Source organism: Diaphorobacter limosus (assembly GCF_033100095.1).
In the GTDB taxonomy this organism is placed as follows: Bacteria; Pseudomonadota; Gammaproteobacteria; order Burkholderiales; family Burkholderiaceae_C; genus Alicycliphilus; species Alicycliphilus limosus.
Genome location: NZ_CP136921.1, coordinates 921,824 through 947,066 on the forward strand (window position 1 = coordinate 921,824; position 25,243 = coordinate 947,066).

Genomic DNA, 25,243 nt, shown 5'->3' on the forward strand with positions numbered 1-25,243 from the left:
GCGCCGTCATCCTGTCGCATCCTCATGCCGGCAGGATGTCAGCAGCGTGGTCGGCTTCATGGCCGCAAGCAACGTCGCCATGAACGGCGACCCACCCATGTATTGAAGAAAGGATTTGCGTCTTGCTGTTCAACCCATCGACCTTCACCCGCGACACCCTGGACTACGGCATCGACGCCATGCAGCGCGCGGTGCTTTACGCCGACATCATGCGAGCGCGCGGCAACCAGTACCGCGCGCACATGCAGGAAACCGCGCCCAACGTGCTGAACTTCGCGGCCGAGCTGGTGATGCGCGGCGACACGCTGCCGCGCCCGGTCAATTACGGGCTGGTTCGCATACAGCCGCAGCCGGGCGTGGCCAGCGACGAGACCAGGCGCCCGTTTGTCGTCGTCGATCCGCGTGCCGGCCATGGCCCGGGCATCGGCGGCTTCAAGCCCGACAGCGAAATCGGTGCCGCGCTGGCTGCCGGACACCCCTGCTACTACGTCGGCTTCACACCCAACCCGATCCCGGGGCAGACGGTCGAGGACGTGATGCGCGCCGAAGCCGCTTTTCTGCGCAAGGTGATCGAGCTGCACCCCGACGCGCACGGCAAGCCTGCGGTGATCGGCAATTGCCAGGCCGGCTGGCAGATCATGATGACCGCGGCCGTCTGGCCCGAGCTGTTCGGCCCCATCATCCTGGCCGGCACGCCCTTGTCATACTGGGCCGGCTGGCGCGGCAAGAATCCGATGCGCTACGGCGGCGGGCTGACCGGCGGCAGCTGGCTGACCGCGCTGGCCAGCGACATCGGCGCCGGCAAGTTCGACGGCGCCTGGCTGGTGCAGAACTTCGAGAACCTCAACCCGGCCAACACCCTGTGGGAGAAGAAGCACCATGTCTATGCGAACGTCGACACCGAAGGACCACGCTTTCTTGCCTTCGAGAAATACTGGGGCGGCCACGTCTGCCTCAACGACGTGGAGATGCAGACCATCGTCGACGACCTGTTCATCGGCAACAAGCTGAGCTCGGCCGAGCTGGTTACCAGCGACGGCGTGCGCATCGACCTGCGCAACATCACCTCGCCGATCGTGGTGTTTTGCTCCTACGGCGACAACATCACTCCGCCACCGCAGGCGCTAGGCTGGATCACCGACCTCTATCGCAGCGACGACGAGCTGCTGGGCCATGATCAGACCATCGTCTATGCGACGCACCAGAGCATCGGCCACCTCGGCATCTTCGTTTCGGGCGCGGTCGGCCGCAAAGAGCACGCCAAGTTCACCAGCAACATCGACCTGATCGACATGCTGCCCGCCGGTCTGTTCGAGCTCAGCGTGCAGGACAAGGAGCCGGACATGGCGCACGCCGAGATCGTGCCCGGTGACTACCTGATGACCGTGCACCAGCGCACGCTGGACGATGTGCGCGCCATCGTGTCCCCCGATCCCGTGCAGGTGGCCGCAAGCGACCGGCGCTTTGCCGCTGCAGCGCATGTCTCGCAGGTCAATTTGGCGCTGTACCGTCGCTACCTTCAGCCCTGGGTTCGGGGCGCGGTCACCCCGCAGCTGGCCGACGCGCTGCGCGCCTGGCATCCGCTGCGCATCGGCTACGAGATGTGGTCCGACCGCAACCTGCTCGCGCCTGTGGTCGAACAGCAGGCCGAATCCGTGCGCGCCGATCGCAAGCCGGTGGGCGCCGACAACCCGTGGTGGAGTTGGCAAGAGGCCTGCTCGGACGCGATCACGCACTTGCTGCAGGTGTTCAGCCAATCGCGCGACGAGGCCGAGGAGAGGGCTTTCGAGGCGATCTACAGCCATCCGCTGGTGCAGGCGCTGGCGGGCCAGGCCGATCCGGCCGCGGCGTTGCGGCCGCATCCTGGCGACACCCCCGAGCACCGCGCGTGGATGGCGCAACGGCTGGGCGGGTTGCGCGTGTCGATCGAGCAGGGCGGCCTGCCCGAAGCGACGGTACGGGCGTTGATATTCGTGCTGCAACCACGGCGCGAAGCGGACGAGCGCCAGTACCGTCGCGCGTTGCTGTTGCGCCAGACCGAGCTGGCGAGCCGCCTTGACATCGAGGGCGCGCGCGACCTGGTGCGCCGCCAGGCATTGCTGATGCACATTGCCGGCCCCGAGGCCATCGCAGCCCTGCCCACGCTGCTGGCGCGCGCGCCCGCCGAGCGCATACAGGCCGCCGCACTGCACCTGGGCGCCCTGCTACAGGCGGGCAATGCGCTGGAGGGCGAAGAGGCCGCGCGCTGGCATACCATGCGGCAGTTGTTCGAGCAGGCAGCGCAGGCCGGCCAGCCAGCGCTGCCCGCACCCGAGACCCCACCGGCCGTGCAGCCCCCGAAGCGTGCGGCCAGCAAGAGAAAAGGCAGGCAGAGCACATGATCACCTCCACCAACCCTGCGCCCGCCAACGGCCAGCAACTGCGCGGCATCGACCGCCTCATCGCCCATGTGCGCAACCTGGAGCCGGTGCGCATGGCCGTCGTCCACCCCTGCGACGCGCTCAGCCTGGGCGGCGCCATGGACGCGCGCGACGCCGGCATCATCATCCCGGTGCTGGTCGGGCCAAAGGCGCGCCTGCAGGCCGTGGCGGCAGAGGCCGGCATATCGCTTGCCGGCTGTGAGATCGTGGACGCGCCGCACAGCCACGCCGCTGCTGCCGCCGCCGCCTGCATGGCCGGCAAGGGCGAGGTGCAGGCGCTGATGAAGGGCAGCCTGCACAGCGACGAATACCTGGGCGCCATCCTCGCGCCCAACGTGGGCCTGCGCACCGAGCGGCGCCTGACGCATTGCTTCATCATGGAGACGGCCAGCTACCCGCGCCCCTTCATCATCACCGACGCCGCCATCAACATCGCCCCCACGCTGGACGACAAGGCCGACATCGTGCGCAACGCCATCGACCTGGCGCATGTCATCGGCGTGGCCCAGCCCCGCGTGGCCATACTGGCCGCAGTGGAGACCGTCAACGCGCGCATGCCCGCTACGCTGGACGCAGCCGCGCTGTGCAAGATGGCCGATCGCGGCCAGATCACCGGTGGCCTGCTGGACGGCCCGCTGGCCTTCGACAACGCCGTCTCGCCCGAGGCGGCGCGCGTCAAGGGCATCCAGTCCGAAGTGGCAGGCCGCGCCGACGTGCTGGTGGTGCCCGACCTGGAGAGCGGCAACATGCTGGCCAAACAGCTGGAATACCTGGGCGGCGCCGACAGCGCCGGCATCGTCATGGGCGCGCGCGTGCCGGTGGTGCTGACCAGCCGGGCCGACTCGCGCCAGACGCGGCTGGCCTCCTGCGCCATCGCCCTGATGCTGGCGCAGCGCTACCGCGTCACGCCACCGTGATTGCATTGAATAGGGAATACACAGCCATGGCCAGTGACGTCATCCTCGTTCTCAACTGCGGCTCATCGAGCATCAAGTTCGCGCTGTTCGACGCCGCCACTATCCCCATGCCACGCCAGCCGCTGTGGAGCGGCAAGGTGCAGGGCATAGGCGGGCCCACCCCCACCTTTGACGAGGCCGGCCAGCCGCCCCAGCCGATCACGCTGGACACCGAGCACCCCAACACCGCAGCCCTGGCGCTGATACGCGAGCGCGTGCTCAAGCGCTTGCAGGGCCAGCGCCCGTGCGCCGTGGCGCACCGCGTGGTACATGGCGGCCAGCATTACTTTGCGCCCACCCTGGTCACGCAGCAGGTGATCGACGAGCTGCGCGGCTACATACCACTGGCGCCGTTGCACCAGCCGTTTCCGCTCAAGGCCATGAGCCTGCTGATGCAGCAGCACCCCGACGTGCCCCAGGTGGCCGTTTTTGACACCGCCTTTCACCGCACGGCCGAGCCCGTGGAGCAGATGTTTGCCCTGCCCTGGTCGGCCTGGGAGCGCGGCGTGCGCCGCTACGGCTTTCATGGTCTGTCCTACGACTACATGGGCCACGCCCTGCCCGAGCGCCATGGCGACGCCGCGCGCGGGCGCACCATCGTCGCCCACCTGGGCAGCGGCGCCAGCCTGTGCGCCATGCAGGGCCTGAAGAGCGTGGCCACGACCATGGGTTTCTCGGCGCTGGACGGCCTGATGATGGGCACACGCTGCGGCGCCCTGGACCCGGGCGCCGTGATCTACCTGATGCAGATAGAGAAGCTGTCGCTGGACGAGGTGGCACGCATGCTGTACCAGGACTCGGGCCTGCTGGGTGTGTCGGGCGTGTCGCCCGACCCGCGCGTGCTGCTACCGCTGGAGCATGAGAACGAGCGCGTGCGCACCGCGCTGGCGCTGTATGTGCGCCGCATCGTGCGCGAGATCGGCGCGCTCGCCGCCGTGCTCGGCGGCCTGGACATGCTGGTCTTTACTGCCGGCATTGGCGAGAACAACGCCGAGCTGCGCCGGCGCGTCTGCGTGCAGCTCGGCTGGCTGGGCCTGAACCTGGACCAGGACGCCAACGCCAGCCACGCGGCCGTGATCTCCACCAGCGCCAGCCGCGTGCTCGTGGGCGTGGAGCCCACCAACGAGGAGTGGATCGCCGCCTCGCAGGCGACCAGGCTGCTGGCACAGGGCTGATGACCTGTCGGCACGGTCAACGGCGCAAGGTATCGGCCGTTAAAATGGCGGGCTGCCCCGAATGCGAAACATGCATGGGGCCATGCCGCCAGGCACATATCTCCCGATTTCCCCTCAAGGACTCTCCATGTCTCTGTTCACCGCCGTCGAAATGGCCCCCCGCGACCCCATCCTGGGTCTGAACGAACAATTCAACGCCGACACCAACCCCGCCAAGGTCAACCTGGGCGTGGGCGTGTACTTCGACGACAACGGCAAGCTGCCGCTGCTTGCCTGCGTGCAGGCCGCCGAAAAGGCCATGATGGACAAGCCCGCCGCGCGCGGCTACCTGCCGATCGACGGCATCGCCGCCTACGACGCTGCCGTCAAGGGCCTGGTGTTTGGCGCCGACTCCGAACCCGTCAAGACCGGCCGCGTGGCCACCGTGCAGGCCATCGGTGGCACGGGTGGGCTGAAGATTGGCGCTGACTTTTTGAAGAAGATCAGCCCGGCGGCCAAGGTGCTGATCTCCGACCCCAGCTGGGAGAACCACCGCGCGCTGTTCACCAACGCCGGCTTCACGGTCGAAAGCTATGCCTACTACGACGCGGCAAAGCGCGGCGTGAACTTCGACGGCATGCTGGCCAGCCTGAATGCCGCCGAGTCCGGCACCATCGTCGTGCTGCATGCCTGCTGCCACAACCCCACGGGCTATGACATCACGCCGGCGCAGTGGGATCAGGTGATTGCCGTGGTCAAGGCACGCGGCCTGACGCCCTTCCTGGACATGGCCTACCAGGGCTTTGGCAACGGCATTGCCGAGGACGGCGCGGTGATCCAGAAGTTTGTCGCCGCCGGCCTGGCCTTCTTCGTCTCGACATCGTTCTCCAAGAGCTTTTCGCTCTACGGCGAGCGCGTGGGCGCCCTGTCGGTGCTGTGCCAGAGCAAGGAAGAAGCCGACCGCGTGCTGTCGCAACTCAAGATCGCCATCCGCACCAACTACAGCAACCCGCCCATCCACGGCGGCGCCGTGGTGGCTGCGGTGCTCAATACCCCCGAGCTGCGCGCGCTGTGGGAAAAGGAACTGGGCGAAATGCGCGTGCGCATCAAGGCCATGCGCAGCAAGCTGGTGGACGGCCTGAAGGCCGCCGGCGTCAAGCAGGACATGTCGTTCATGACCGAGCAGATCGGCATGTTCAGCTACTCTGGCCTGTCCAAGGAGCAGATGCTGCGCCTGCGCAGCGAGTTCGGTGTCTATGGCACCGACACCGGCCGCATCTGCGTGGCCGCGCTCAACAGCAAGAACATTGACTATGTCTGCCAGGCGATTGCCAAGGTGATCTGAGCGCCCCTACTCCAACTCGAGCCGCCTGCGGGCGGCTTTTTTACGGCTTTGACATGCACACACAAGGCACCATCCGCCGATGGGACTCCGCCAAGGGCTTTGGCTTCATCCAGGGGGCGCACAGCTCCAACGTGTTCTTTCACGTCCGCGACTATCGCGGCGCCACGCCGCCCGCCGAGGGCATGAGGGTGGAGTTCGAGGAGATCCAGGTTGGCGGCAAGGGTCCGCGCGCCATGGCAGTGCGCCCGCTTGGCGCCCGGGCGGCAGCGCCCGCACCCGCCCGGGCTGGGCGCCCTGCCCCTGCCCAGCCGGCAACCCGGCGCCGCACCGCGCCCCAGGCCCGTGACAACACACCGGCCGGCGCAAGCCTGGCCATGGGGCTGATGCTCGCCTGGCTGGCCCTGCTGGCCTGGGGCAGCTGGGCGCAGCGTTTTCCGCTCTGGCTGCTGGGCGCCATGGCGGGGCTGAACCTGGTCACGTATGTCAGCTACAAGCTGGACAAGAGCGCTGCTCAAAGCGGCGGCTGGCGCACCAGCGAAAAGCAGCTGCACCTGCTGGCCCTGCTGGGCGGCTGGCCCGCCGCCTGGTGGGCCCAGCAGTGGCTGCGCCACAAGTCGAGCAAGCAGGAGTTTCGCGTCGTCTACTGGGCCACCGTGCTGCTGCATTGCGCGGGCCTGGGCGTGCTGGTAGTACGACCCGATTTACTACCGATTTAATAGCTTGTAGCGCGCAGCCATAGCGCGCTACAGACCCATTTCACCACAACCTCAACGCTGCATGCGCGGCGGCAGGCCCGTGTGCTGGCTGAGGATCTGGCCCGGCCTGGGCTGGGGCGTGGCACGGCCTTTGGCCGCTGGCTTGGCCGCGGCGCGGCCGCCCGTTCCCTGCTGCCCCCCGGCCTGGGGCTTCTTGGCGGCGTCGGCGCGGGCCTGGTCCAGCACCATAGTCGGTATCACCAGGTACTTGCCCTTGTCCTTGCTGGCGCACTGCTTGCCCATGGGCTGGTAGGTGGGGATGAGATGGTGCTTGCCATTGCCTATCAGATCGGCCCGGCCCATGGCCTTCAAGGCGTCGCGCAAGAGCGGCCAGTTGACCGGGTCGTGGTAGCGCAAAAAGGCCTTGTGCAGGCGCCGGCGCTTCTCGCCGCGCACCACGTCCACCTTCTCGCCGCGTTCATCCCGGTGCACGCCCTTCAGGGTGTTGATGCCCGTGTGGTACATGGCCGTGGCCGTGGCCATGGTGCTGGGGTAGAAGGTCTGTACCTGGTCGGCGCGAAAACCGTTCTTCTTCAGCCACACGGCCAGGTTCATCATGTCTTCGTCGCTGGTGCCGGGGTGGGCGGCGATGAAGTACGGGATCAGGAACTGCTTCTTGCCGGCCTCGGCGGTGTACTTCTCGAACAAGACCTTGAACTTGTCGTAGTTGCCAATGCCAGGCTTCATCATCTTGGTCAGCGGCCCGGCCTCGGTGTGCTCCGGGGCGATCTTCAGGTAGCCGCCCACATGGTGCTGCACCAGCTCCTTCACGTATTCGGGCGACTGAATCGCCAGGTCGTAGCGCAGGCCCGAGCCGATCAAAATCTTCTTGATGCCCTTGATGCCCCGGCCCTTTTTGTAGATCGAAATCAAAGGGTCGTGGTCGGTCGTCAGGTTCTGGCAGATGCCGGGGTAGACGCAGCTGGGCTTGCGGCAGGCGGCCTCGATCTCGGGCGTGCGGCAGCCCAGGCGATACATATTGGCCGTGGGGCCCCCTAAGTCGGAGATGGTGCCGGTAAAGCCCTGCACCTTGTCGCGCACGTCCTCGATCTCGCGCAGGATGGAGTCCTCGGAGCGGCTCTGGATGATGCGCCCCTCGTGCTCGGTGATGGAGCAGAAGGTGCAGCCGCCAAAGCAGCCGCGCATGATGTTGATGGAAAAGCGGATCACCTCCCAGGCCGGGATCTTGGTCGCGCCGTCGTGGCGGCCATGTTCGTCGGCGTAGCGCGGGTGCGGGCTGCGGGCGTAGGGCAGATCGAAGATGTGGTCCATCTCGGCCGTGGTCAGCGGAATGGGTGGGGGGTTCAGCCACACATCGCGCGCCGTCGCACCCTCGCCATGCGCCTGCACCAGGGCGCGGGCGTTGCCGGGGTTGGTCTCCAGGTGGAACACGCGGCTGGCGTGGGCGTAGAGCACGGGGTCGCTTTTCACCTGCTCGTAGCTGGGCAGGCGGATGACGGTCTTCTCGCGCTGCAGGGCCTTTTTGCTCACCAGCGCCGGATTGGGCATGAACTGCAGCGGTTTTTCAGATGCATTTTGGCCTGCGTCGCCCGTGGAGCAAGCGCCAGCAGCTTCTATTTTTGCAGCATCTTCCTTGGCGCAGCTCGCGCCCTGGCTGGCAGCCTGCTCGCTGGTGGTCTGGTAGGGGTTGATGTGCTCCTCCACCTTGCCGGGCTGATCCACCTCGGTCGAGTCAATCTCCATCCAGCCCTCGGCCGTTTCGTCGCCCGGGCGGCGGATGAAGGCCGTGCCGCGCACGTCGGTAATCTTCTCCACCGGCTCGCGCCGCGCCAGGCGGTGGGCAATGTCCACCAGGGCGCGCTCGGCGTTGCCGTAGAGCAGCAGGTCGCATTTGCTGTCCACCACCACCGAGCGGCGCACCTTGTCGCTCCAGTAGTCGTAGTGGGCGATGCGGCGCAGGCTGCCTTCCATGCCGCCGAGCACGATGGGCACGTCCTTGTACGCCTCGCGGCAGCGCTGGCTGTAGACGATGGCGGCGCGGTCCGGGCGGCGGTTGCCCTCGGCGCCGGGGGTGTAGGCGTCGTCGGTGCGGATCTTGCGGTCCGCCGTGTAGCGGTTGATCATGGAATCCATGTTGCCCGCCGTCACGCCCCAGAACAGATTGGGCTTGCCCAGGGCCTTGAAGGGTTCGGCGCTCTGCCAGTCGGGCTGGGAGATGATGCCCACGCGAAAGCCCTGGGCCTCCAGCGTGCGGCCGATCACCGCCATGCCAAAGCTCGGGTGATCGACATAGGCGTCGCCCGTCACCAGCACGATGTCGCAGCTGTCCCAGCCCAGCTGCGCCATTTCTTCGCGGCTCATGGGCAAAAACGGCGCCGGGCCAAAGCGCTTGGCCCAGAACGGGCGGTAGCTCGTCAGGGGCTTGGCATGGCGCGGAAAAAAGGAGACATCAACAAGGGCGTTCATCGGCGGGCCTGCGGGGTGGGGGCCGATATTTTAAAAGTTTGCCGATAGCGGCGCCCAGCGTGGGCCTTTGGCGATCAGGGCCATGGAGTAAGCTCGCCGCCCCATGCCCTATACCCTGCACGCCCCGGTCCACAGCGAGCTCATCATCAAGAAGAGCCGCTTCATAGGCTGCGTGCAGCCCATGGCGGACCGGGCCGGCGCCCAGGCGGTGGTGGACGCGCTGTGGCGCCAGCACCCGGGCGCGGCCCATGTCTGCTGGGCGCTGCTGGCCGGCGGCCAGTCGGCCGCGGTGGACGACGGCGAGCCCGGCGGCACGGCCGGCCGGCCCATGCTGGACGTGCTGCGCCACCAGGATCTGGAGGGCGTGCTGGCCACCGTGGTGCGCTACTTTGGCGGCGTGAAGCTGGGCGCGGGCGGCCTGGTGCGCGCCTATACCGACAGCGTGGCCCAGGCCCTGCTGCAGGCCGAGAAAGTGCCCCTGGTGCGCACCCGCAGCCTGCGCTGCAGCGTGCCCTATGCGCTCGAGGGCCTGCTGCGCCGCGAGATAGCGGCCGCCGGCGCGCCTCTGCTGGACGTGGCCCATGCGGCCCTGGTCACGCTGCAATGGAGCCTGCCCGAGCCCGAGGCCGAAGCCTTTGTGGCGCGCATCAACGACCTGTGCCAGGGGCGCGCCGGCTGGCTGGACGCGCAATAGGGCTCAAGAGTCGGGCCATTCGGCCGATAGGCAAGGCATCGTTTTATTCTGCATGCCTACCATGCATATCGCCCTTAGCTCCGCCATCGTCAATACGGCCACCTTGATGTCCAACCAGCAGACCGCGCAGGCCGTGCAGGTGTCCGTGCTGAAAAAGGCCATGGACGCCAACGAAACGACCGTCGCCACGCTGCTGGGCGGCGTGCAGCCCGCCGCCCCGGAGCTGGCCACCAGCGGCACCCTGGGCACGCAGCTCAATACCTACGCCTGACCTCCCCCGTCAGCGCAGGCGCGCGGGCGACAGCGCATCGCGCGTCACGCCCTCCTCCACCAGGCTGGCCGAAAGCGGCTCGTCCAGCGCAAGCTGCCGCGCCAGCAACGCCGCGCCGGCCGCGCTCTGTATGCCGTAGCCGCCCTGGGCGGCGAGCCAGAAGAAGCGCGGCACATGGTTGTCCCAGCCGAGCACCAGGTCGCCATCGGCCACGAAGGAGCGCAGCCCGGCCCAGCTGTGCGACGGGCGCCGGATCTGAAAGCTGGTGACCTGCTCAATGCGGTGTATGCCCAGCGCCACGTCCAGCTCCTCGGGTACCACGTCGTGCGGCGCCACCGGGTCGGCGTTGGCCGGCGAGCCCAGCAGCTGGCCCGCGTCGGGCTTGAAGTAATAGCTCTCGTCGATTCCGATCACGGCCGGCCAGCCGCTGGCGTCCATGCCTGCGGGCACGGGGAAGGTGAAGGCCGTGCGCCGGCGCGGCTCCAGGCCAATCGGCGGCACGCCGGCCAGTGCTGCGACCACGTCGGCCCAGGCACCGGCGGCATTCACCACGGCGCCGGCGGTGATGGCCTCGCCACCGGCCAGCGTCACGCGCCAGCCGTCATCCAGGCGCTGCAGCCCCGTCACCTCGGCATGGCAGCGGATGGCGCCGCCGCGCTGGCGCAGGCCGCGCAGATAGCCCTGGTGCAGCGCGTGCACGTCGATGTCGGCGGCGCCGGGCTCGCTCATGCCGGCGGCCACGGCCTCGGGGCGCAGGCAGGGCAGCTCGGCCAGCAGCTCATCGTGCGTCAGGCGGCGCACGCCGGGGTTGAGCGGCAGGATCTCGGCATAGGCCGCGTCCAGCAAATCGAGCTGATCCGGCCCCGCCAGATAGACCACGCCGCGCGGCGTGAGGATGGGTGAGGTGCCAAACTCGGGCGGCGGCGCGTCATAGAAGGCGCGGCTGGCGCGCGTCAGCGCCCGGATATTGGCCGTGCCATAGGTAGCCGAGTACAGCGCCGCCGAGCGCCCCGTGGTGTGGTAGCCGGGCTGGGATTCGCGCTCCAGCAGCAGCACGCGGCGCTGCCCGGCCAGTTCCCAGCCCATGGAGGCGCCGGCAATGCCCGCGCCGATGATGACGAAGTCGTAGTGGTGCATGGGTTCAGGGTTCAGTAACGAAGCGTTGGCTGTGGCCATGGGCAGTTGTTCAGGACAGCGCCCGTCCCCGCTGGACGAAGCGCTCATATTCGTCCGGCGGCACGAACAGCCCGCCGGTCGTCCACACCAGGTGCGTGGCCCGGGCCAGATGCTGCTGCAGGCCCTGCTCAGCCAGCCAGGCGCGACCCGAGTCGCTGCCCGTCAGCATGGCCGGCCCGCCAAAGCCGGCAGCGGCCGAGGGCTCGATGCGCTCGCCCGTGGCGTCCAGCACCTGCACCAGCTGACGAAACAGCGTGTCGTCATGCACCGTGAAGCAGCCCGAGAGCAACGACTCCATCAGCTCGGCCGCCGGCAGCGACGCACGCGGAACGGCCAGGCCGTCGGCCTCGGTCTGGTTGGAGAGGCCCCAGTCGTACACCGAGGGATGCGCGCCCTGCCCGGCCATCATCTGCAGCATGAAGCAGGGCGACTGCACCGGCTCGGCAAAGAAGCAATGCACATGCGGCCCCAGCACCTGGCGCAGGCCAAAGGTGATGCCCGCCGGCGCGCCGCCCACGCCGCAGGGCAGATAGACGAACAGCGGGTGCTCAGCATCCACGGCAATGCCCGCGTCCCGCAGCTGCCCCTGCAGGTGCAGCGCCGCGGCGCTGTAGCCCAGCAGCAGGGACAGCGAACGCTCGTCATCGACGAAATGACTGAACGGGTCTTGCGCAGCCTGGGCGCGGCCGGCCGCCACCGCCGCCTCGTAGTCGCCGGCATGCTCCACCACCTGTACGCCGCGCTGGCGCAGGCGCTCCTTCTTCCATTCCTTGGCCTCCAGCGACATATGCACCACGGCCGAGAAGCCCAGGGCCGACGCGGCCACGCCTATGGACAGGCCCAGGTTGCCGGTGGAGCCCACGGCCACCGTATGGCGCGCAAACAGGGCGCGCGCCGCAGGACTGGCCAGGGCCAGATAGTCGTCAGGCCCGGCCTGCGCGCCTATCAGTCCATGCCGCAGGGCCAGGCGCTCGGCAAACTCCAGCACCTCATGCATGCCGCCGCGCGCCTTGATGGAGCCGGCCACGGGCAGCAAATGGTCGGCCTTGAGCCACAAACGCCCCTGCCCGACATGCAGGCCGGACGCCGGCAACAGCGGCGACTCGATCACGCCCGCCGTGGCCTGCAGCTCGGGGAACAGGCGCGCCAGCAGCGGCGCGAAACGCGCAAACCGCGCCGCGGCGGCGCGCGTATCGTCCAGGCCGATGGAGCTGCCGGCCACCGGCTGCGCCCGGGGAAGCACCGCCTGCCGCCGGGGGTTGAGCCACAAACAGGGTTCGGCCCGGCGCAGCAAGGTCGCGAGGGCCGCATCCGTGGCGGACAGGGTGTGATTCTCGGACGGCATGGCCATAATTGCTTTCAAATTTATAGCTTTTGACGCTTGCTGGATAAGCGCCAGATGCCTGTTCAATGCCTAATTTCCAGCCGTCTTGGACAACACCTGTATCACCACCACACCGCCCACGATCATGAGCATGCCGACGACGGCCGGCAAGTCCAGTTTCTGGCCATACAGCCACCAGCCCACGAGCGAGATCAGCACGATGCCCAGCCCCGACCAGATGGCGTACACCACGCCGGTGGCCATATGGTTCATGACCTTGGACACCAGATAGAAGGCCGCGCAATAGCCCAGCACGGCCAGCACGCTGGGCCACAGGCGGGTAAGACCCTGGGAGGATTTGAGGGCCGAGGTCGCGACGACCTCGGCCGCTATGGAGATGGCGAGCAGGATATAGGGGTGCATTGATGGAACAGTTGCCTCGCCACCCATGGTGAAAACATGAAAATGATAGCTCCCAGCGCTTATCTATTGGGCGTTACAAGTTATTTTGACTCATGTACGACAGGCATGGCGCGGCCGGCTTACCATGGCCGGCTTCGCAGCCAGCGCCATGCCCGTAACCATGACCGCCCCCACCATTACACCCGATCAACGTCCGCGCCCGCACAGCCTGGGCCAGCTGTTCTGGGCCTTCACCTGGCTGGCGCTGCAGGGCTTTGGTGGCGTGCTGGCCGTGGTGCAGCGCGAACTGGTGGAGCGCCGACGCTGGATCACGAACGACGAATTTATCGAGGACTGGGCCGCCGCCCAGATCCTGCCCGGCCCGAACGTGGTGAACCTGTCCATCATGGTGGGCGACCGCTACTTCGGCCTGCGCGGCGCCCTGGTGGCCGTGGCCGGCATGTTGCTGCTGCCCATGCTGCTGCTGCTGGCCGTGGCCACGCTGTACGCGGCCTTTGCCAGCCACCCCATGATGGCCGGCGCGCTGCGCGGCATGGGCGCCGTGGCCGCCGGGCTGGTGGCAGGCATGGGCTGCAAGCTGGCGGCATCGCTGGCCCGGCACCCCCTGGGGCCCCTGCCCTGCGCGCTGATCACCGCCGCCACCTTCATCGCCATGAGCGTGCTGCGCCTGCCTCTGGCCTGGGTGCTGCCCGTGGTCGGCGGCGTGGCCTGCGCCCTCACCTGGCGCAAGCTCCCCGCGTGACCGCATGACCACCGCACTGACGCTGAACCTGCAGCCGCTGGACTGGCTGAACCTGTTTCTGTACTTCCTGTCGATCTCGCTGCTGGCCGTGGGCGGCGCCATTGCCACTGCGCCCGACATGCACCGCTTTCTGGTGGAGCGCCAGGGCTGGCTCACCGAGCTGCAGTTCAACACCTCCATCGTGCTGGCCCAGGCCGCCCCCGGCCCGAACGTGCTGTTCATCGCCCTGCTGGGCTGGAACCTGGGACTGAACGCGGGCGGCGCCACGCCGCTGGCCTGGGCCTTTGGCGCGCTGGGCGTGGCGCTGTGCATGCTGGGCGTGCTGCTGCCCAGCTGCGTGCTGACCTGGGCCGCCACGCGCTGGGCGCACCGCAACCGCGAGCGCCGCTCGGTGCGTGCCTTCAAGCAAGGCATGGCGCCGCTGGTGATCGGGCTGATACTGGCCACCGCCTGGGTGCTGGCCCGCGCCCAGGGCGATGCGGCGCGCGACTGGCCGCTGTGGCTACTGTCGGCCGCCACCACGCTGCTGGTGTGGCGCACGCGCATCCACCTGCTGTGGCTGCTGGGCGCGGGGGCGCTACTGGGCGCGCTGGGCTGGGTCTGACCCCGCGCGGTGCCTCATTGCGGCGCGGCCTCGGCCAGCAAGCCCTGCTCCACCATCGCCACCAGGCGCTCCGCCAGCGCCTGGCTGGGAGCCTCGCCCAGGCCGCGCAAGGGGCCGTCGAGCAGCAGCATCGCCATGCCGTGCACGGCCGACCAGGCCATGAACTCGGCGCCCTGGCGCCGCGCGGCCGGCAGCACGCCGCCCTGCACCAGGCCGTCCAGCGCGTGGCACAGCAGCTCGAACGGATCCATGCCGCTGGCGCCGCGCGCCGCGTCGTCCTGCGCCGCGCGCTCATGCACGTCAAAGGGCCGCGCCGCGAAGGCGGTGCGAAACAGCCCCGGCTCCTGCCGCGCAAAGCGCAGATAACCCAGGCCCACGCCACGGAAGGCGGCGCGCGCGCGCCGGCGCGGCTCGGGCAGCTGCTGGACGGCGTCGATCTCGGCCTCGATGGCGCGCGCCAGTGCGGCCAGCGCGGCGGCGCGCACGGCCTCCAGCAGGGCCTGGCGGCTCTCGAAATGCCGATATGCGGCATTGGGCACCACGCCGGCGCGGCGCGTGGCCTCGCGCAGCACGATGGCGCCAGGCCCGCCCTCACGCGCCAGCGCCACGCCCGCGTCCAACAGGGCACGGCGCAGGTCGCCATGGCGAAAGGTGCTGCGCGTGGGGCTTGGTTTTTTATCCGACATTTTTACTCAGGCTTACCTAGACCTCGGTCAATTTCAGCTTGGACAGGCGTATAAGTGTACGCCGTCCACAAAGGAGGCGCGCCATGCAATCCGACCACTATGTCGATGGCTTTCTGCTTGCCGTTCCCGGCGCGCAGAAGGAGCGCTATCTGCAGGTCGCCAGCAAAGCGGCGCGGCTGTTCAAGGAGCATGGCGCCCTGGGGGTCGTCGAATGCTGGGGCGACGACGTGCCCGATGGCAAGCTGACCTCGATGCCGATGGCCGTCAGGCTGAAGCCGGGCGAGACCGTGGTGTTCTCGTGGATCACCTGGCCCTCGCGCCAGGTGCGCGACACGGGCATGAAGGCCTTCATGGAAGACCCGCGCTGCCCCAAGGACATGCCGTTCGACGGCAAGCGCCTGATCTACGGCGGCTTACGCGTGCTGCTGAGCGCATAGCGTCGCCGCGCCCGGGTTTCAACCACAGGAGGCATCCATGCAATTCAATCCCTACCTGAATTTCGACGGCAACTGCGCCGAGGCGTTTGCCTTCTACGCCCGGCTGTTTGGCGGCACCATCGTGCACCAGAGCAGCTTCGGCGAGATGCCGCCTGGCGAGGGCATGCCGCCCATCCCCGAGTCGGCCAGGAGCCGCATCATGCATGTCCGCCTGCAGGTCAAGGATCAGGCGCTGATGGGCTCCGACACCATGCCCGGCGCCGACGCCAGCTGCGGCGGCTACCAGCCGGCGCAGGGCCTGTGGGTGTCGATTCAGGCCGCCGACGTGGCCGAGGGCCGGCGCCTGTTCGACGCGCTAGCCCAGGGCGGCCAGGCGGCGATGCCGTTTGCCGCCACCTTCTGGTCGCCGGGCTTTGGCATGGTCAAGGATCGCTTCGGCACGCCGTGGATGGTGAATGTCCCGCAGACCTGATCCCGCTGTTTCTACCCCGGAGGCTCACATGTCCGAGCGAACCATCCATCTGCATCGCGTACTGCGTTGCCCGCCGCAAAGGCTGTACCGCGCCTTCACCGAGGCCGGCGCCATGGCCAAGTGGCTGCCGCCACACGGCTTTACCTGCCAGGTGCATCACCTGGAGGCGCGCGTGGGCGGGAGCTTCCGCATGTCGTTCCACAACTTCGGCAGCGGCGGCGCACACGCCTTTCACGGCGAATACCTGGAGCTGGTGCCGGGTGAACTCATCCGCTACACCGACCAGTTTGACGATCCCAGCCTGCCCGGCTTGCTGGAGGTGACGGTGCGGCTCCAACCCGTGCCATGCGGCACGGATCTGCGCATCACCCAGGCCGGCATCCCTGAGGCCATCCCGCTGGAGATGTGCTACCTGAGCTGGCAGGAGTCGCTGGCACAGCTGGCGGCGCTCGCCGAGCCGGAGATTCCAGGCTAGAACAGGCTGGCCCCAAGGGGCATGGACGCAAACATGATGAAGCCCGCAAAGAACACCATCTGCCTTTGGTACGACGGCGCCGCCGAAGAAGCGGCGCGCTTTTACGCCAGCACCTTTCCCGACTCGTGCGTCACCGCGCTGCACCGCGCGCCGGCCGACTACCCCTCGGGCAAGCAGGGGGACGTGCTGACCGTGGAGTTCACGGTCATGGGCATCCCCTGCCTGGGGCTCAACGGTGGGCCGGCCTTCAGGCACTGCGAGGCCTTCTCGTTCCAGGTGGCGACGGCAGACCAGGCCGAGACCGACCGCTACTGGAACGCCATCGTCGGCAACGGCGGCCAGGAGAGCGAGTGCGGCTGGTGCAAGGACAGGTGGGGCATCTCCTGGCAGATCACGCCGATGGCTCTGATCCAGGGATACACCGACCCAGACCGCGCCGCCGCCAGGCGCGTGTTCGACGCCATGATGCAGATGCGCAAGATCGACGTTGCGGCCATCGAGGCGGCGCGGCGCGGTTGAAAAGGAGCATGACCATGGAATACCCCAGCAGGCCTCCCGTCGTCGAACGTGGCGCGTGGGAAGGCGCACGATCGGAGTTGCTGGCCCGCGAGAAGGCGCATACCCGCGCCGGCGACCAACTGGCCGCAGCACGCCGGCGCCTGCCGATGACGCGCATGGGGCCCGTCACGGTCACCGGCGCCAACGGGCCTACGCCGCTGCGCGAGGTGTTCGAGGACCGGCACATGCTGCTCGTCTACCACTTCATGTGGAAACGCGGCGCGTCACATGACAAGCAATGCCCCGGCTGCACGCACACCCAGGTGGCGCTGAACGAGGCCGTGCGCGCCTACCTGGCCGAACGCGACGTGAGTTACGCGGTCTTCAGCGCCGGCCCTTGGCCCGAGATCGCCGCCTATCGCGAATTCATGGGCTGGACCGGTCCCTGGTATTCGACACAAGACACCGGCACCGCGCTGCCGGCGACCCGCGACGGCGGCGACCTGCGCTGCTACCTGCGCGACGGCGATGATGTGTTCCAGACCTACGAGACCACCGCACGCGGGGTCGAGGCCATGCTACCCACGCTGCAACTGCTCGACCTCACGGCCTACGGGCGGCAGGAAGCCTGGGAAGACTCCCCCGCCGGCTGGCCACAGGGCGAGGCCGGAGCCTGGTGGTGGCGCGATGGCCGGCCCGTGGCCCAGTGGTTGCGCCCCCCTTCAACAAGGTGAACAGCATGAAACCCAATCCTGTCGTCTGGTTCGAGATCTACGTGCAAGACATGGAGCGCGCACGCAAGTTCTACGAAACCGTGTTCCGCTGCCAACTGGAGCCCATGGCCGCCCCCGAGGGCGAAGCCAGCGGCCTGCAGATGCTCGGCTTTCCCATGACCATGGAGGCGCCCGGCGCCGGCGGCATGCTGGTGCAGATGGCCGACTGCCCGCGGCCCGCAGGTGGGCCAGGCACCCTGGTGTACTTCGCATGCACGGACTGCGCCGTCGAGCAGGGCCGCGTCGAGGCGGCAGGTGGTAAGGTGTTCAAACCAAAGTTCGCCATCGGCCCATACGGCCACTGCGCGCTGGTGATCGACACCGAGGGCAACACCATCGGCCTGCATTCGATGCAGTAAGCCGGCGAAGGCGCAGCAACCGTTCGGGCGTCCAGCGGAGGCAATCAATGACAAGAGTTCGCGTTCAGGCCTTCACCATATCTCTTGACGGATACGCAGCGGGCCCGGATCAGGACATCGACCATCCGCTCGGCGTGGGCGGGACGGAACTGCACCAGTGGCTACTGCCAACGCGTACCCTCCAACGGGCCTTGTTCGGCAAGGACGGCGGCACGGCCGGAGTGGACGATGAGTTCGCCGCCCGTGGTTTTCGGAATGTGGGCGCCTGGATTCTTGGCAGAAACATGTTCGGCCCGATTCGCGGCGCATGGCCGGACGCAGGCTGGAAAGGCTGGTGGGGCAACAATCCGCCGTACCACGTTCCGGTCTTCATCCTGACCCATCATGCGCGTTCCTCCATAGCGATGGAAGACGGCACGAGCTTTCACTTCATCACCGGAGGCATCCGCGAGGCGCTCGACCGTGCGCGCGAGGCCGCGGCGGGAATGGACGTGCGCATAGGCGGCGGGCCGAGCACCATCTGGCAGTATCTACGCGAGGGCCTCATCAACGAGTTGCATCTTGCCATCGCGCCCGTCCTGCTGGGCCGGGGCGAGTCGCTGTTTCAGGGGCTTGACCTGCGAACCCTGGGATACGAATGCGTTGAATTTGTCGCATCGCAGAAAGCCATGCATGCCGTCCTGCGGCGCCAAGAGCGCGCCGGCGGCCCAAACGAGTGAGCCAAGCCATGAGCGAATTTTCATCCAACGATGTCTTCACGCTGACCACGGCGCGTATCCTGCCCGCCCGGCCCGAGGCCGTTTTTAGCGCCATCGCCGACCCGGCGCTACTGACACGCTGGTGGGGCCCCAATGGCTTTAGCAGCAGCTTCCAGACCTTTGACTTCCGCCCCGGTGGCGACTGGGTCTTCACGCTGCACGGCCCCGATGGCACCGACTACCCCAACGTCTGCCGCTTTATTGAGATCGTGGCCGACCAGCGGGTGGTGATCGAACACCTGAACATGCACTGGTTCGAGCTGACGCTCAGCCTGGCACCACAGGACGGCGGCACCCGCATCGGCTGGCAGCAGCGCTTCGACAGCCCCGAGGCCTGCGCGCGCATGGCCCCGCTGTGCGCTCCCAGCAACGAGCAGAACCTGGATCGATTGGCCTCAGTACTAGTACTGCAACCCGAAAGTATCGGAACGTGAAATCGCGCCTTCGCCCGCATGGCGGCGTTGCAAATCCTCGCAATGGCTACGGCTATTGCTGCGGTTTGCGCCTTGCCTTGCGCGCGAATGCATCGATTTCATTGTGTTCCTCTACTTCCGAGTTGCAGTACTAGCCCAAGCGGCAAGAAACCCTGGGCGTTGAACACCCGGCCACACCGTCGCATTGCGATCACGAAAACCAGCGCAAAAACGCCGCGCCCGTCAGTGCCGTACCGCCCAGCGTGGCCAGCAGGCGCCAGGTCACGGTGCTGCGACGGCCATCGTGCAAAGGACGTGCGTACAGCGACAGCGCGATCAGTACCAGCGCCACCAGCGCGCACAACACCTTGAGCACCAGGGCAGCAATCGCAATGCCGTGGATGTCTGGAAATTGCCCGTAGAAATGCCAGCTCACCGCGCCAAACACAGCACCGCTGGCGAGCTGCAGCGCCCAGCCCGACAACGCCAGCCACAGCAGGCCGCGCGAGCCCGCGGGGTGCATGGAACAAAGCGCATACAGAGGAACTGCAACGACCGCCACGGCCCCGAAGTTATGGGCGACCTGGGTCAGCGCATACGCAAGGTTCTGCAGATCCACATCGATTACTCGACGGTGACGCCGACGCAGCGCTGCAAGCCGATCGGCGTATGCCCCTTGTTGACGACCTTGATGCAGATGTCGTGCTTTCCGGCGGCCAGCGTCGGGAGGGCATAACTACCCTTGAGCTGACGCAGGATGCCGACCTCCTTGTCGTCCAAGTAGACATGCACATGGTTGCCGTCGGGCCCGGGCAGCACCTCGTAAACGAGACTGGTTTGCTTCATCGCGTCGAGTCGCGCACCGTCCTTGGGAGACTCGATCGTGACCGAGCCCTCGGCCGAGGCGCAGACAGGTGCCAAAAGGAATGCCCCCGGCACCAAGGCAACAAAAACCGTGATGGCTGACATGCGGATCATGACGTCTCCAATCAGTGATGGATACAGCTGACGCCGCAAGCATACGCTGCGATTGTGCGGGGTTGCCGACGCACATGCGTCACCCCTGATGGCACCGCGGATTCGAGCCAGCCGCTACGCCAGGCCGCGCTGGCGCAGCGCTTCGTACAGGCAGACAGCGCTGGCCACAGAGACGTTCAGGCTCTCCACGGCGCCCTGCATGGGGATGCACACCAGCTCGTCGCAGGTCTTGCGCGTGAGCTGGCGCATGCCGGGGCCCTCGGCGCCCAGCACCAGGGCCACGGGGCCCTTCAAGTCCACTTGGTAGAGGTTCTTGTCGGCGTCGCCACTGGTGCCTATCACCCAGATATTGCGCTCCTTGAGCTCGCCGAGGGTGCGCGCCAGGTTGGTCACCATGAAGTAGGGCACGGTCTCGGCCGCGCCGCTAGCCACCTTGGCCACTGTGGCGTTGATGCCCACCGCGTGATCCTTGGGCGCGATCACCGCATGCGCGCCGGCGCCATCGGCCACGCGCAGGCAGGCGCCCAGGTTGTGCGGGTCGGTCACGCCGTCGAGCACCAGCAGCAGCGGATTCGTCACGCCATCGGCCTCAAGCTGGTCAAGCAGATCGTCCAGCGACTGCAGCTGGGCCACGGCCTCCACGCGCGCGGCCACGCCCTGGTGGCCATGGCTGCCGGCCAGCTTCGCCAGGCGCAGGCCGTCGGCCTCGATCAGGCGCACGCCGGCCTCCTTGGCACGCGCGAGGAACTGGCGCATGCGCGCATCACGGCGCGTGGCCTCGTAATACACCTCGATGATGGATTGCGGCGCCGTCTTCAGGCGCACGCCCACGGCATGAAAGCCGAACAGGACTTTGGGGGACGACATGGAGGGGATTATCCAGCGATGCGCCGGTGCAGCTTTTAAAATACCGGGTTGCCCTCCATACAACCCCGCGCACGCCAAGGCAACCCGCCTTGGTGGAAATGCCCGCTGCACCGATCCGTGCGCCTGGCGCGCGCTTTGCACGTGTATCCCATCATGTTGTTTTCCGCCTTGCTGCGCTGGGTGCAGCGCACCAGCCTGGTCACCCAGATCATCATCGGCCTGCTGGTCGGCCTGGCCCTGGCCATGCTGGTACCAGCGGCCACGCCCTCGGTGGCCTTTCTGGGCACCTTGTTCATCTCCGCCCTGAAAGCCATTGCGCCAATACTGGTGTTCGTGCTGGTGATGGCCGCGATCGGCAACCACCGCCCGGGAGAGAGCACGCACATGCGCCCCGTGCTGCTGCTATACCTCGTTGGCACCCTGGCCGCTGCCATCGTCGGCGTGACCGCCAGCCTGTGGTTCCCGAGCACGCTGGTGCTGCAATCGGCGGCGCAGGATCAAGCGGCGCCGGGTGCGGTGTCTCAGGTATTGCTGAACGTGGTGCAAAGCATCGTCAGCAACCCGGTCAAGGCGCTGCTGGAGGCCAACTACATCGGCATCCTCGCTTGGGCCGTGGCGCTGGGCATTGCCCTGCGCCACGCCAGCGCCAGCACACGCACCGCGCTGCAGGACGGCGCGCAGGCCGTCACCCTGGTCATCCAGTGGGTGATACGCTGCGCGCCGGTCGGCATCATGGGCCTGGTAGCCGCCACCTTTGCCGAGGCCGGCACCCAGGCGCTGTGGGGCTACGCTCACCTGCTGGCGGTGCTGATCGGCTGCATGCTGTTCGTGGCGCTGGTGGTGAACCCGCTGATCGTATTCTTGGTCATTCGCCGCAATCCCTATCCGCTGGTCTTCACCTGCCTGCGCGAGAGCGGCGTAACCGCCTTCTTCACGCGCAGCTCGGCGGCCAACATCCCCATCAACCTGGCGCTGGCCAAGCGCCTGAACCTGAACGAAGAAACCTACAGCATCGCCATTCCCCTGGGTGCGACGATCAACATGGCGGGCGCGGCCATCACCATCAGCGTGCTGTCGCTGGCCGCAGCCCACACACTGGGCATCTCGGTGGACATGCCGACGGCACTGTTGCTGTGCGTGGTGGCCTCGGTCTGCGCCTGCGGCGCCTCGGGCGTGGCCGGGGGCTCGCTGCTGTTGATTCCGCTGGCCTGCAGCCTGTTTGGCATCAGCAACGACGTGGCCATGCAGGTGGTGGGCGTGGGTTTCATCATCGGCGTGCTGCAGGATTCTGCCGAGACGGCGCTGAACTCTTCCACCGACGTACTGTTCACCGCCACGGCCTGCATGGCGCAGGAACGCGGCTGAGACGTCCCGATATAGCCGCCAGCCCCTGTGGCCTGAATACTACTCACGCCGATATGCCGTAGCCAAACTGCAAATTTGCCGGCAAGATACAAAATTACACACATCAGGAATCATCGGTACCGAAACCCCATGCCACCCCCGCTTCGGCGGCGCAGTCCGACCACCGCATCGATGATAAGCAAAGGCTACGCCTGCGGCGCCTGTTGCTTTCCGTGGCCGTGTACCTGCCCTGCGCGTTGATGCTGCTGATGGTGACGTGGCTGGGTTTTTTGCCGCGCTGGTTCACTCCGCTTTGGCTGGCGATTTTCACGGTGACGAACACCGTCTTCTACGCGCTGATCAAAAGCGGGTTGAACCTGCGCCTCAATGATCCCAGCATGACCATGGCGCAAATGACCGTGGCCATTGCCGCAGTGGCCGTGATCCTCTATCACGCCGACGCCATTCGTGGCGGCATGTTGATGCTGCTGCTGGTGATTCTTCTGTTCGGTGTGCTGCGGCTAACAACCGTGGAACTGCTAGCCATGGGGGCACTATCGTCGGCCGCCTATGCGCTGGTCATCGTTTTGCTCACGACGCGTAAGCCGCAGCAAATCGAACCATCGGTCGAGTGGACGCAATGGGCCACGCTCACCGCCACCCTGGCTGTGATGGGCCCGCTGGTGGGTTACATGAGCCACGTGCGGCGCAGGCTGTCAGAATCACTGCGCACGATCAAAGACATGGCCGAACGTGACGCGCTGACCGGCGCGTTCAATCGCCATCACATGGGAGAAATGCTTGATCGTGAGGTCAGCCGCTGCGAACGCGGTGCCCCAGCCTTTGTACTGTTGATCGCGGACATCGATCACTTCAAGCACATTAACGACAGTTTTGGGCATCTGGTGGGCGACCTGGTCTTGAAGAGGGTGGCCCACGCCATGCGTGAGGCGCTGCGAAAAGGCGACTACATGGCCCGCTACGGAGGCGAGGAGTTCGTACTGCTAATTGCGGCCAACGACCTTGCTGAATCCAAAGTTGCGAGCGAGCGCCTGCGCGTGCAGGTAGAGCGCCTACGCATTCCTGAATTGGGTAGGCACAACATCACCATATCGATAGGTGGAACCGTCTACCGGTCTGGCGACACCCAATCCACGCTGCTTGGACGGGCAGACGCGGCGCTGTACCGGGCCAAGCACAGCGGGCGCAACCGCGTCGAATGCGACACACCTCTGGCCGAGTGACGGTCGCGCACCGACACAGCTTGGCTACACCAGCCGCCCGGCCTCGATGGTGATGCGCCGGTCGCAGCGCTCGGCGATGGCGCGATCGTGCGTCACCAGCACCAGGGTCGTGCCCTGTTCGCGGTTCAGGGCGAACATCAGTTCCATGATGGTCTCGCCGGTCGCAAAGTCCAGGCTGCCCGTGGGTTCGTCCGCCAGCAGCACGGCTGGCTGCACCACAAAGGCGCGCGCCAGGGCCACACGCTGCTGCTCGCCGCCGGAGAGCACCTTGGGGTAATGCGACAGCCGCTGCGCAAGCCCCACACGGCCCAGCATGTCGGCGGCGCGCCGGCGCGCGTCACGGTGACCCGCCAGCTCCAGCGGCAGCATCACGTTCTCCAGCGCCGTGAGATTGGCCAGCAGCTGGAAGCTCTGGAAAACAAACCCCAGTTTGCGCGCACGCAGCGCGGCACGCTCGTCTTCGTTCAATGCAAACAAGTCCTCCCCCGCCAGGCGCACCGTGCCACGGGTGGGTGTATCCAGCCCGGCAATGATGGAAAGCAAGGTACTCTTGCCCGAACCCGAGGCACCGACGATGGCCACGGTTTCCCGCTCGGCCAGGGTGAAATCGATATCGCGCAAAATCTCCAGTGTGCCCGTGGAGTCGGTAACGGATTTGTGCACATGCGCTACGTCAATGATGGGTGCCTGCGACGCGGTCGCTGCCAGGCTTTGGGCAGGGACGGCAATGGTTTCGGACATGAAAGGTTCTCGAAGTTGATTTCTATGATGAGGCGTGACTTTATCGTGCTGGCCACCCTGGCCACCCTGGCCATTGTGGGCATGGCATACGCTGGCACCCAGCCAGGCAAGAACGGCTCCGCCAAGGGTTCCGTCATCCTGGTGGTTGGCGACTCGCTCAGCGCCGAGTATGGTCTGGCACGCGGAACGGGTTGGGTCACGCTGCTGGAACAGCGCCTGGCACAGGAAAAAATCCCGGCCACGGTCGTCAACGCCAGCGTCAGCGGCGACACCACAGCCGGTGGCCGCGCACGCCTGGCCGCGCTGCTCAAACTGCATCAGCCCACGCATGTCGTACTGGAGCTGGGAAGCAATGACGCATTGCGCGGCCTGCCGTTGGCGAATACCCAGGACAACCTGGACTGGATGACCGAGCAGGCGCAGGCGGCAGGCGCGCGCGTGCTGCTGGTGGGCATGCAGATGCCACCCAACTATGGTGCCGACTATGGGCGCCGCTTTGCCAGCCTGTTTGAGGCCGTAGCCAAGGAGCGCAAGGCGGCCCTGGTGCCCTTCTTGCTCAAGGGCGTGGCCGATGCACCCAACCCCACGGCGCTGTTCCAGCCCGACCGCATCCACCCGCGATCCGAGGCCCAGCCGCGTATGCTGGACAACGTCTGGCCCGAGTTGCGCAAGCTGCTATAGCTTGGACCAGGCGCTGGGACATGCCATTTTTGGGCAAACTGTCTACAGGTCACCTACAAGCTACAAGCCAAACCCAAAAAAAACGCACTATTGTTTAGATAGTGCGCTTTCCTTATATAGCTTGGTAGGACGTACAAGATTCGAACTTGTGACCAACGGATTAAAAGTCCGCTGCTCTACCAACTGAGCTAACGTCCCAAGCTTTGCTGCATGTCTACAGCAAAGT

At 66.8% G+C, this 25,243-nt stretch carries 28 protein-coding genes, 1 tRNA gene and 1 pseudogene; 20 read left to right on the forward strand and 10 right to left on the reverse strand.

The window, feature by feature from the left end; all coding sequences use genetic code 11:
• Positions 1 to 122 precede the first annotated feature (122 nt).
• From P4826_RS04485 to P4826_RS04505, 5 genes and pseudogenes are all read left to right on the forward strand, one after another.
• Complete coding sequence (locus P4826_RS04485) at positions 123 to 2,381, forward strand: DUF3141 domain-containing protein (protein ID WP_486599134.1); 2,259 nt, start codon at positions 123 to 125, stop codon at positions 2,379 to 2,381.
• A 44-nt stretch (positions 2,382 to 2,425) separates the two neighbouring features.
• Positions 2,426 to 3,337: pseudogene (locus tag P4826_RS04490) on the forward strand (bifunctional enoyl-CoA hydratase/phosphate acetyltransferase); the annotation flags it as partial.
• Positions 3,338 to 3,363: 26 nt separating this feature from the next.
• Positions 3,364 to 4,551, forward strand: a complete 1,188-nt coding sequence (locus P4826_RS04495) for an acetate/propionate family kinase (protein WP_317702713.1) — start codon at positions 3,364 to 3,366, stop codon at positions 4,549 to 4,551.
• A 127-nt stretch (positions 4,552 to 4,678) separates the two neighbouring features.
• A complete protein-coding gene (locus P4826_RS04500; RefSeq protein WP_317702714.1) occupies positions 4,679 to 5,875 on the forward strand; it encodes an amino acid aminotransferase in 1,197 nt (398 codons plus the stop codon).
• 53 nt (positions 5,876 to 5,928) lie between these two features.
• Positions 5,929 to 6,591, forward strand: a complete 663-nt coding sequence (locus P4826_RS04505; RefSeq protein WP_317702715.1) for a DUF1294 domain-containing protein — start codon at positions 5,929 to 5,931, stop codon at positions 6,589 to 6,591.
• Positions 6,592 to 6,642: 51 nt separating this feature from the next.
• Here the strand turns inward: P4826_RS04505 and P4826_RS04510 are convergent, their stop codons facing one another.
• Positions 6,643 to 9,057, reverse strand: coding sequence for a YgiQ family radical SAM protein (locus P4826_RS04510; protein WP_317702716.1), 2,415 nt, complete (start codon positions 9,055 to 9,057; stop codon positions 6,643 to 6,645).
• Between the two features lie 103 nt (positions 9,058 to 9,160).
• On the opposite strand from P4826_RS04510, the gene P4826_RS04515 reads away from it, so the two are divergent.
• Both P4826_RS04515 and P4826_RS04520 read left to right on the forward strand, forming a co-directional pair.
• Positions 9,161 to 9,751: an IMPACT family protein gene (locus P4826_RS04515; RefSeq protein ID WP_317702717.1), complete on the forward strand. Its 591-nt coding sequence runs from the start codon at positions 9,161 to 9,163 to the stop codon at positions 9,749 to 9,751.
• 61 nt (positions 9,752 to 9,812) lie between these two features.
• The gene (locus P4826_RS04520; RefSeq protein WP_317702718.1) at positions 9,813 to 10,022 is read left to right on the forward strand and encodes a YjfB family protein; all 210 of its coding nucleotides are present in this window, start codon (positions 9,813 to 9,815) and stop codon (positions 10,020 to 10,022) included.
• 9 nt (positions 10,023 to 10,031) lie between these two features.
• On the opposite strand, the gene P4826_RS04525 is transcribed toward P4826_RS04520, so the two are convergent.
• From P4826_RS04525 to P4826_RS04535, 3 genes are all read right to left on the reverse strand, one after another.
• On the reverse strand, positions 10,032 to 11,159 hold the full coding sequence (locus tag P4826_RS04525) for an NAD(P)/FAD-dependent oxidoreductase (protein ID WP_317703708.1): 1,128 nt from the start codon (positions 11,157 to 11,159) through the stop codon (positions 10,032 to 10,034).
• A gap of 49 nt (positions 11,160 to 11,208) precedes the next feature.
• Positions 11,209 to 12,543, reverse strand: a complete 1,335-nt coding sequence (gene dsdA / locus P4826_RS04530; RefSeq protein WP_317702719.1) for a D-serine ammonia-lyase — start codon at positions 12,541 to 12,543, stop codon at positions 11,209 to 11,211.
• Positions 12,544 to 12,612: 69 nt separating this feature from the next.
• Positions 12,613 to 12,945 carry an SMR family transporter gene (locus P4826_RS04535; protein WP_317702720.1) on the reverse strand — a complete coding sequence of 111 codons (333 nt, stop codon included), beginning with the start codon at positions 12,943 to 12,945 and terminating at the stop codon, positions 12,613 to 12,615.
• A 160-nt stretch (positions 12,946 to 13,105) separates the two neighbouring features.
• Between P4826_RS04535 and P4826_RS04540 the strand changes: the two genes are divergently transcribed.
• Together P4826_RS04540 and P4826_RS04545 are read left to right on the forward strand one after the other, a co-directional pair.
• A complete protein-coding gene (locus P4826_RS04540; protein ID WP_317702721.1) occupies positions 13,106 to 13,687 on the forward strand; it encodes a chromate transporter in 582 nt (193 codons plus the stop codon).
• Positions 13,688 to 13,691: 4 nt separating this feature from the next.
• Positions 13,692 to 14,291 carry a chromate transporter gene (locus P4826_RS04545; RefSeq protein WP_317702722.1) on the forward strand — a complete coding sequence of 200 codons (600 nt, stop codon included), beginning with the start codon at positions 13,692 to 13,694 and terminating at the stop codon, positions 14,289 to 14,291.
• Positions 14,292 to 14,305: 14 nt separating this feature from the next.
• Here P4826_RS04545 and P4826_RS04550 read toward each other — a convergent pair whose 3' ends face one another.
• Positions 14,306 to 14,977: a TetR/AcrR family transcriptional regulator gene (locus P4826_RS04550; RefSeq protein ID WP_317702723.1), complete on the reverse strand. Its 672-nt coding sequence runs from the start codon at positions 14,975 to 14,977 to the stop codon at positions 14,306 to 14,308.
• An 83-nt stretch (positions 14,978 to 15,060) separates the two neighbouring features.
• Between P4826_RS04550 and P4826_RS04555 the strand changes: the two genes are divergently transcribed.
• From P4826_RS04555 to P4826_RS04590, 8 genes are read left to right on the forward strand one after another with little or no spacing between them, the layout of a single operon-like run.
• Positions 15,061 to 15,414: a DUF1428 domain-containing protein gene (locus P4826_RS04555; protein WP_317702724.1), complete on the forward strand. Its 354-nt coding sequence runs from the start codon at positions 15,061 to 15,063 to the stop codon at positions 15,412 to 15,414.
• Between the two features lie 37 nt (positions 15,415 to 15,451).
• The gene (locus P4826_RS04560) at positions 15,452 to 15,886 is read left to right on the forward strand and encodes a VOC family protein (RefSeq protein ID WP_317702725.1); all 435 of its coding nucleotides are present in this window, start codon (positions 15,452 to 15,454) and stop codon (positions 15,884 to 15,886) included.
• A 28-nt stretch (positions 15,887 to 15,914) separates the two neighbouring features.
• Positions 15,915 to 16,361, forward strand: a complete 447-nt coding sequence (locus P4826_RS04565) for an SRPBCC family protein (RefSeq protein ID WP_317702726.1) — start codon at positions 15,915 to 15,917, stop codon at positions 16,359 to 16,361.
• Between the two features lie 33 nt (positions 16,362 to 16,394).
• Positions 16,395 to 16,880, forward strand: coding sequence for a VOC family protein (locus tag P4826_RS04570; protein ID WP_317702727.1), 486 nt, complete (start codon positions 16,395 to 16,397; stop codon positions 16,878 to 16,880).
• Between the two features lie 14 nt (positions 16,881 to 16,894).
• Positions 16,895 to 17,593 (forward strand): DUF899 family protein, encoded by a 699-nt coding sequence (locus tag P4826_RS04575; RefSeq protein ID WP_317702728.1) that lies wholly within the window; start codon positions 16,895 to 16,897, stop codon positions 17,591 to 17,593.
• A 5-nt stretch (positions 17,594 to 17,598) separates the two neighbouring features.
• Positions 17,599 to 17,991, forward strand: a complete 393-nt coding sequence (locus P4826_RS04580) for a VOC family protein (RefSeq protein ID WP_317702729.1) — start codon at positions 17,599 to 17,601, stop codon at positions 17,989 to 17,991.
• A gap of 47 nt (positions 17,992 to 18,038) precedes the next feature.
• Complete coding sequence (locus P4826_RS04585) at positions 18,039 to 18,710, forward strand: dihydrofolate reductase family protein (RefSeq protein ID WP_317702730.1); 672 nt, start codon at positions 18,039 to 18,041, stop codon at positions 18,708 to 18,710.
• Between the two features lie 8 nt (positions 18,711 to 18,718).
• Entirely contained in the window at positions 18,719 to 19,183 is a 465-nt protein-coding gene (locus P4826_RS04590) for an SRPBCC family protein (RefSeq protein WP_317702731.1), read from the forward strand.
• Positions 19,184 to 19,373: 190 nt separating this feature from the next.
• On the opposite strand, the gene P4826_RS04595 is transcribed toward P4826_RS04590, so the two are convergent.
• From P4826_RS04595 to rlmB, 3 genes are all read right to left on the reverse strand, one after another.
• Entirely contained in the window at positions 19,374 to 19,685 is a 312-nt protein-coding gene (locus P4826_RS04595; protein WP_317702732.1) for a hypothetical protein, read from the reverse strand.
• 101 nt (positions 19,686 to 19,786) lie between these two features.
• Positions 19,787 to 20,140: a hypothetical protein gene (locus tag P4826_RS04600; protein ID WP_317702733.1), complete on the reverse strand. Its 354-nt coding sequence runs from the start codon at positions 20,138 to 20,140 to the stop codon at positions 19,787 to 19,789.
• Positions 20,141 to 20,254: 114 nt separating this feature from the next.
• A complete protein-coding gene (gene rlmB / locus P4826_RS04605) occupies positions 20,255 to 21,007 on the reverse strand; it encodes a 23S rRNA (guanosine(2251)-2'-O)-methyltransferase RlmB (RefSeq protein ID WP_317702734.1) in 753 nt (250 codons plus the stop codon).
• Positions 21,008 to 21,160: 153 nt separating this feature from the next.
• On the opposite strand from rlmB, the gene sstT reads away from it, so the two are divergent.
• A complete protein-coding gene (gene sstT, locus P4826_RS04610; RefSeq protein WP_317702735.1) occupies positions 21,161 to 22,372 on the forward strand; it encodes a serine/threonine transporter SstT in 1,212 nt (403 codons plus the stop codon).
• A 212-nt stretch (positions 22,373 to 22,584) separates the two neighbouring features.
• Positions 22,585 to 23,595, forward strand: a complete 1,011-nt coding sequence (locus P4826_RS04615) for a GGDEF domain-containing protein (RefSeq protein WP_317702736.1) — start codon at positions 22,585 to 22,587, stop codon at positions 23,593 to 23,595.
• Between the two features lie 24 nt (positions 23,596 to 23,619).
• Here the strand turns inward: P4826_RS04615 and P4826_RS04620 are convergent, their stop codons facing one another.
• On the reverse strand, positions 23,620 to 24,336 hold the full coding sequence (locus tag P4826_RS04620; RefSeq protein WP_317702737.1) for an ABC transporter ATP-binding protein: 717 nt from the start codon (positions 24,334 to 24,336) through the stop codon (positions 23,620 to 23,622).
• Positions 24,337 to 24,417: 81 nt separating this feature from the next.
• On the opposite strand from P4826_RS04620, the gene P4826_RS04625 reads away from it, so the two are divergent.
• On the forward strand, positions 24,418 to 25,017 hold the full coding sequence (locus tag P4826_RS04625) for an arylesterase (protein ID WP_317703709.1): 600 nt from the start codon (positions 24,418 to 24,420) through the stop codon (positions 25,015 to 25,017).
• Between the two features lie 122 nt (positions 25,018 to 25,139).
• On the opposite strand, the gene P4826_RS04630 is transcribed toward P4826_RS04625, so the two are convergent.
• Positions 25,140 to 25,215 (reverse strand) — tRNA-Lys (locus P4826_RS04630).
• Positions 25,216 to 25,243: the final 28 nt, after the last annotated feature.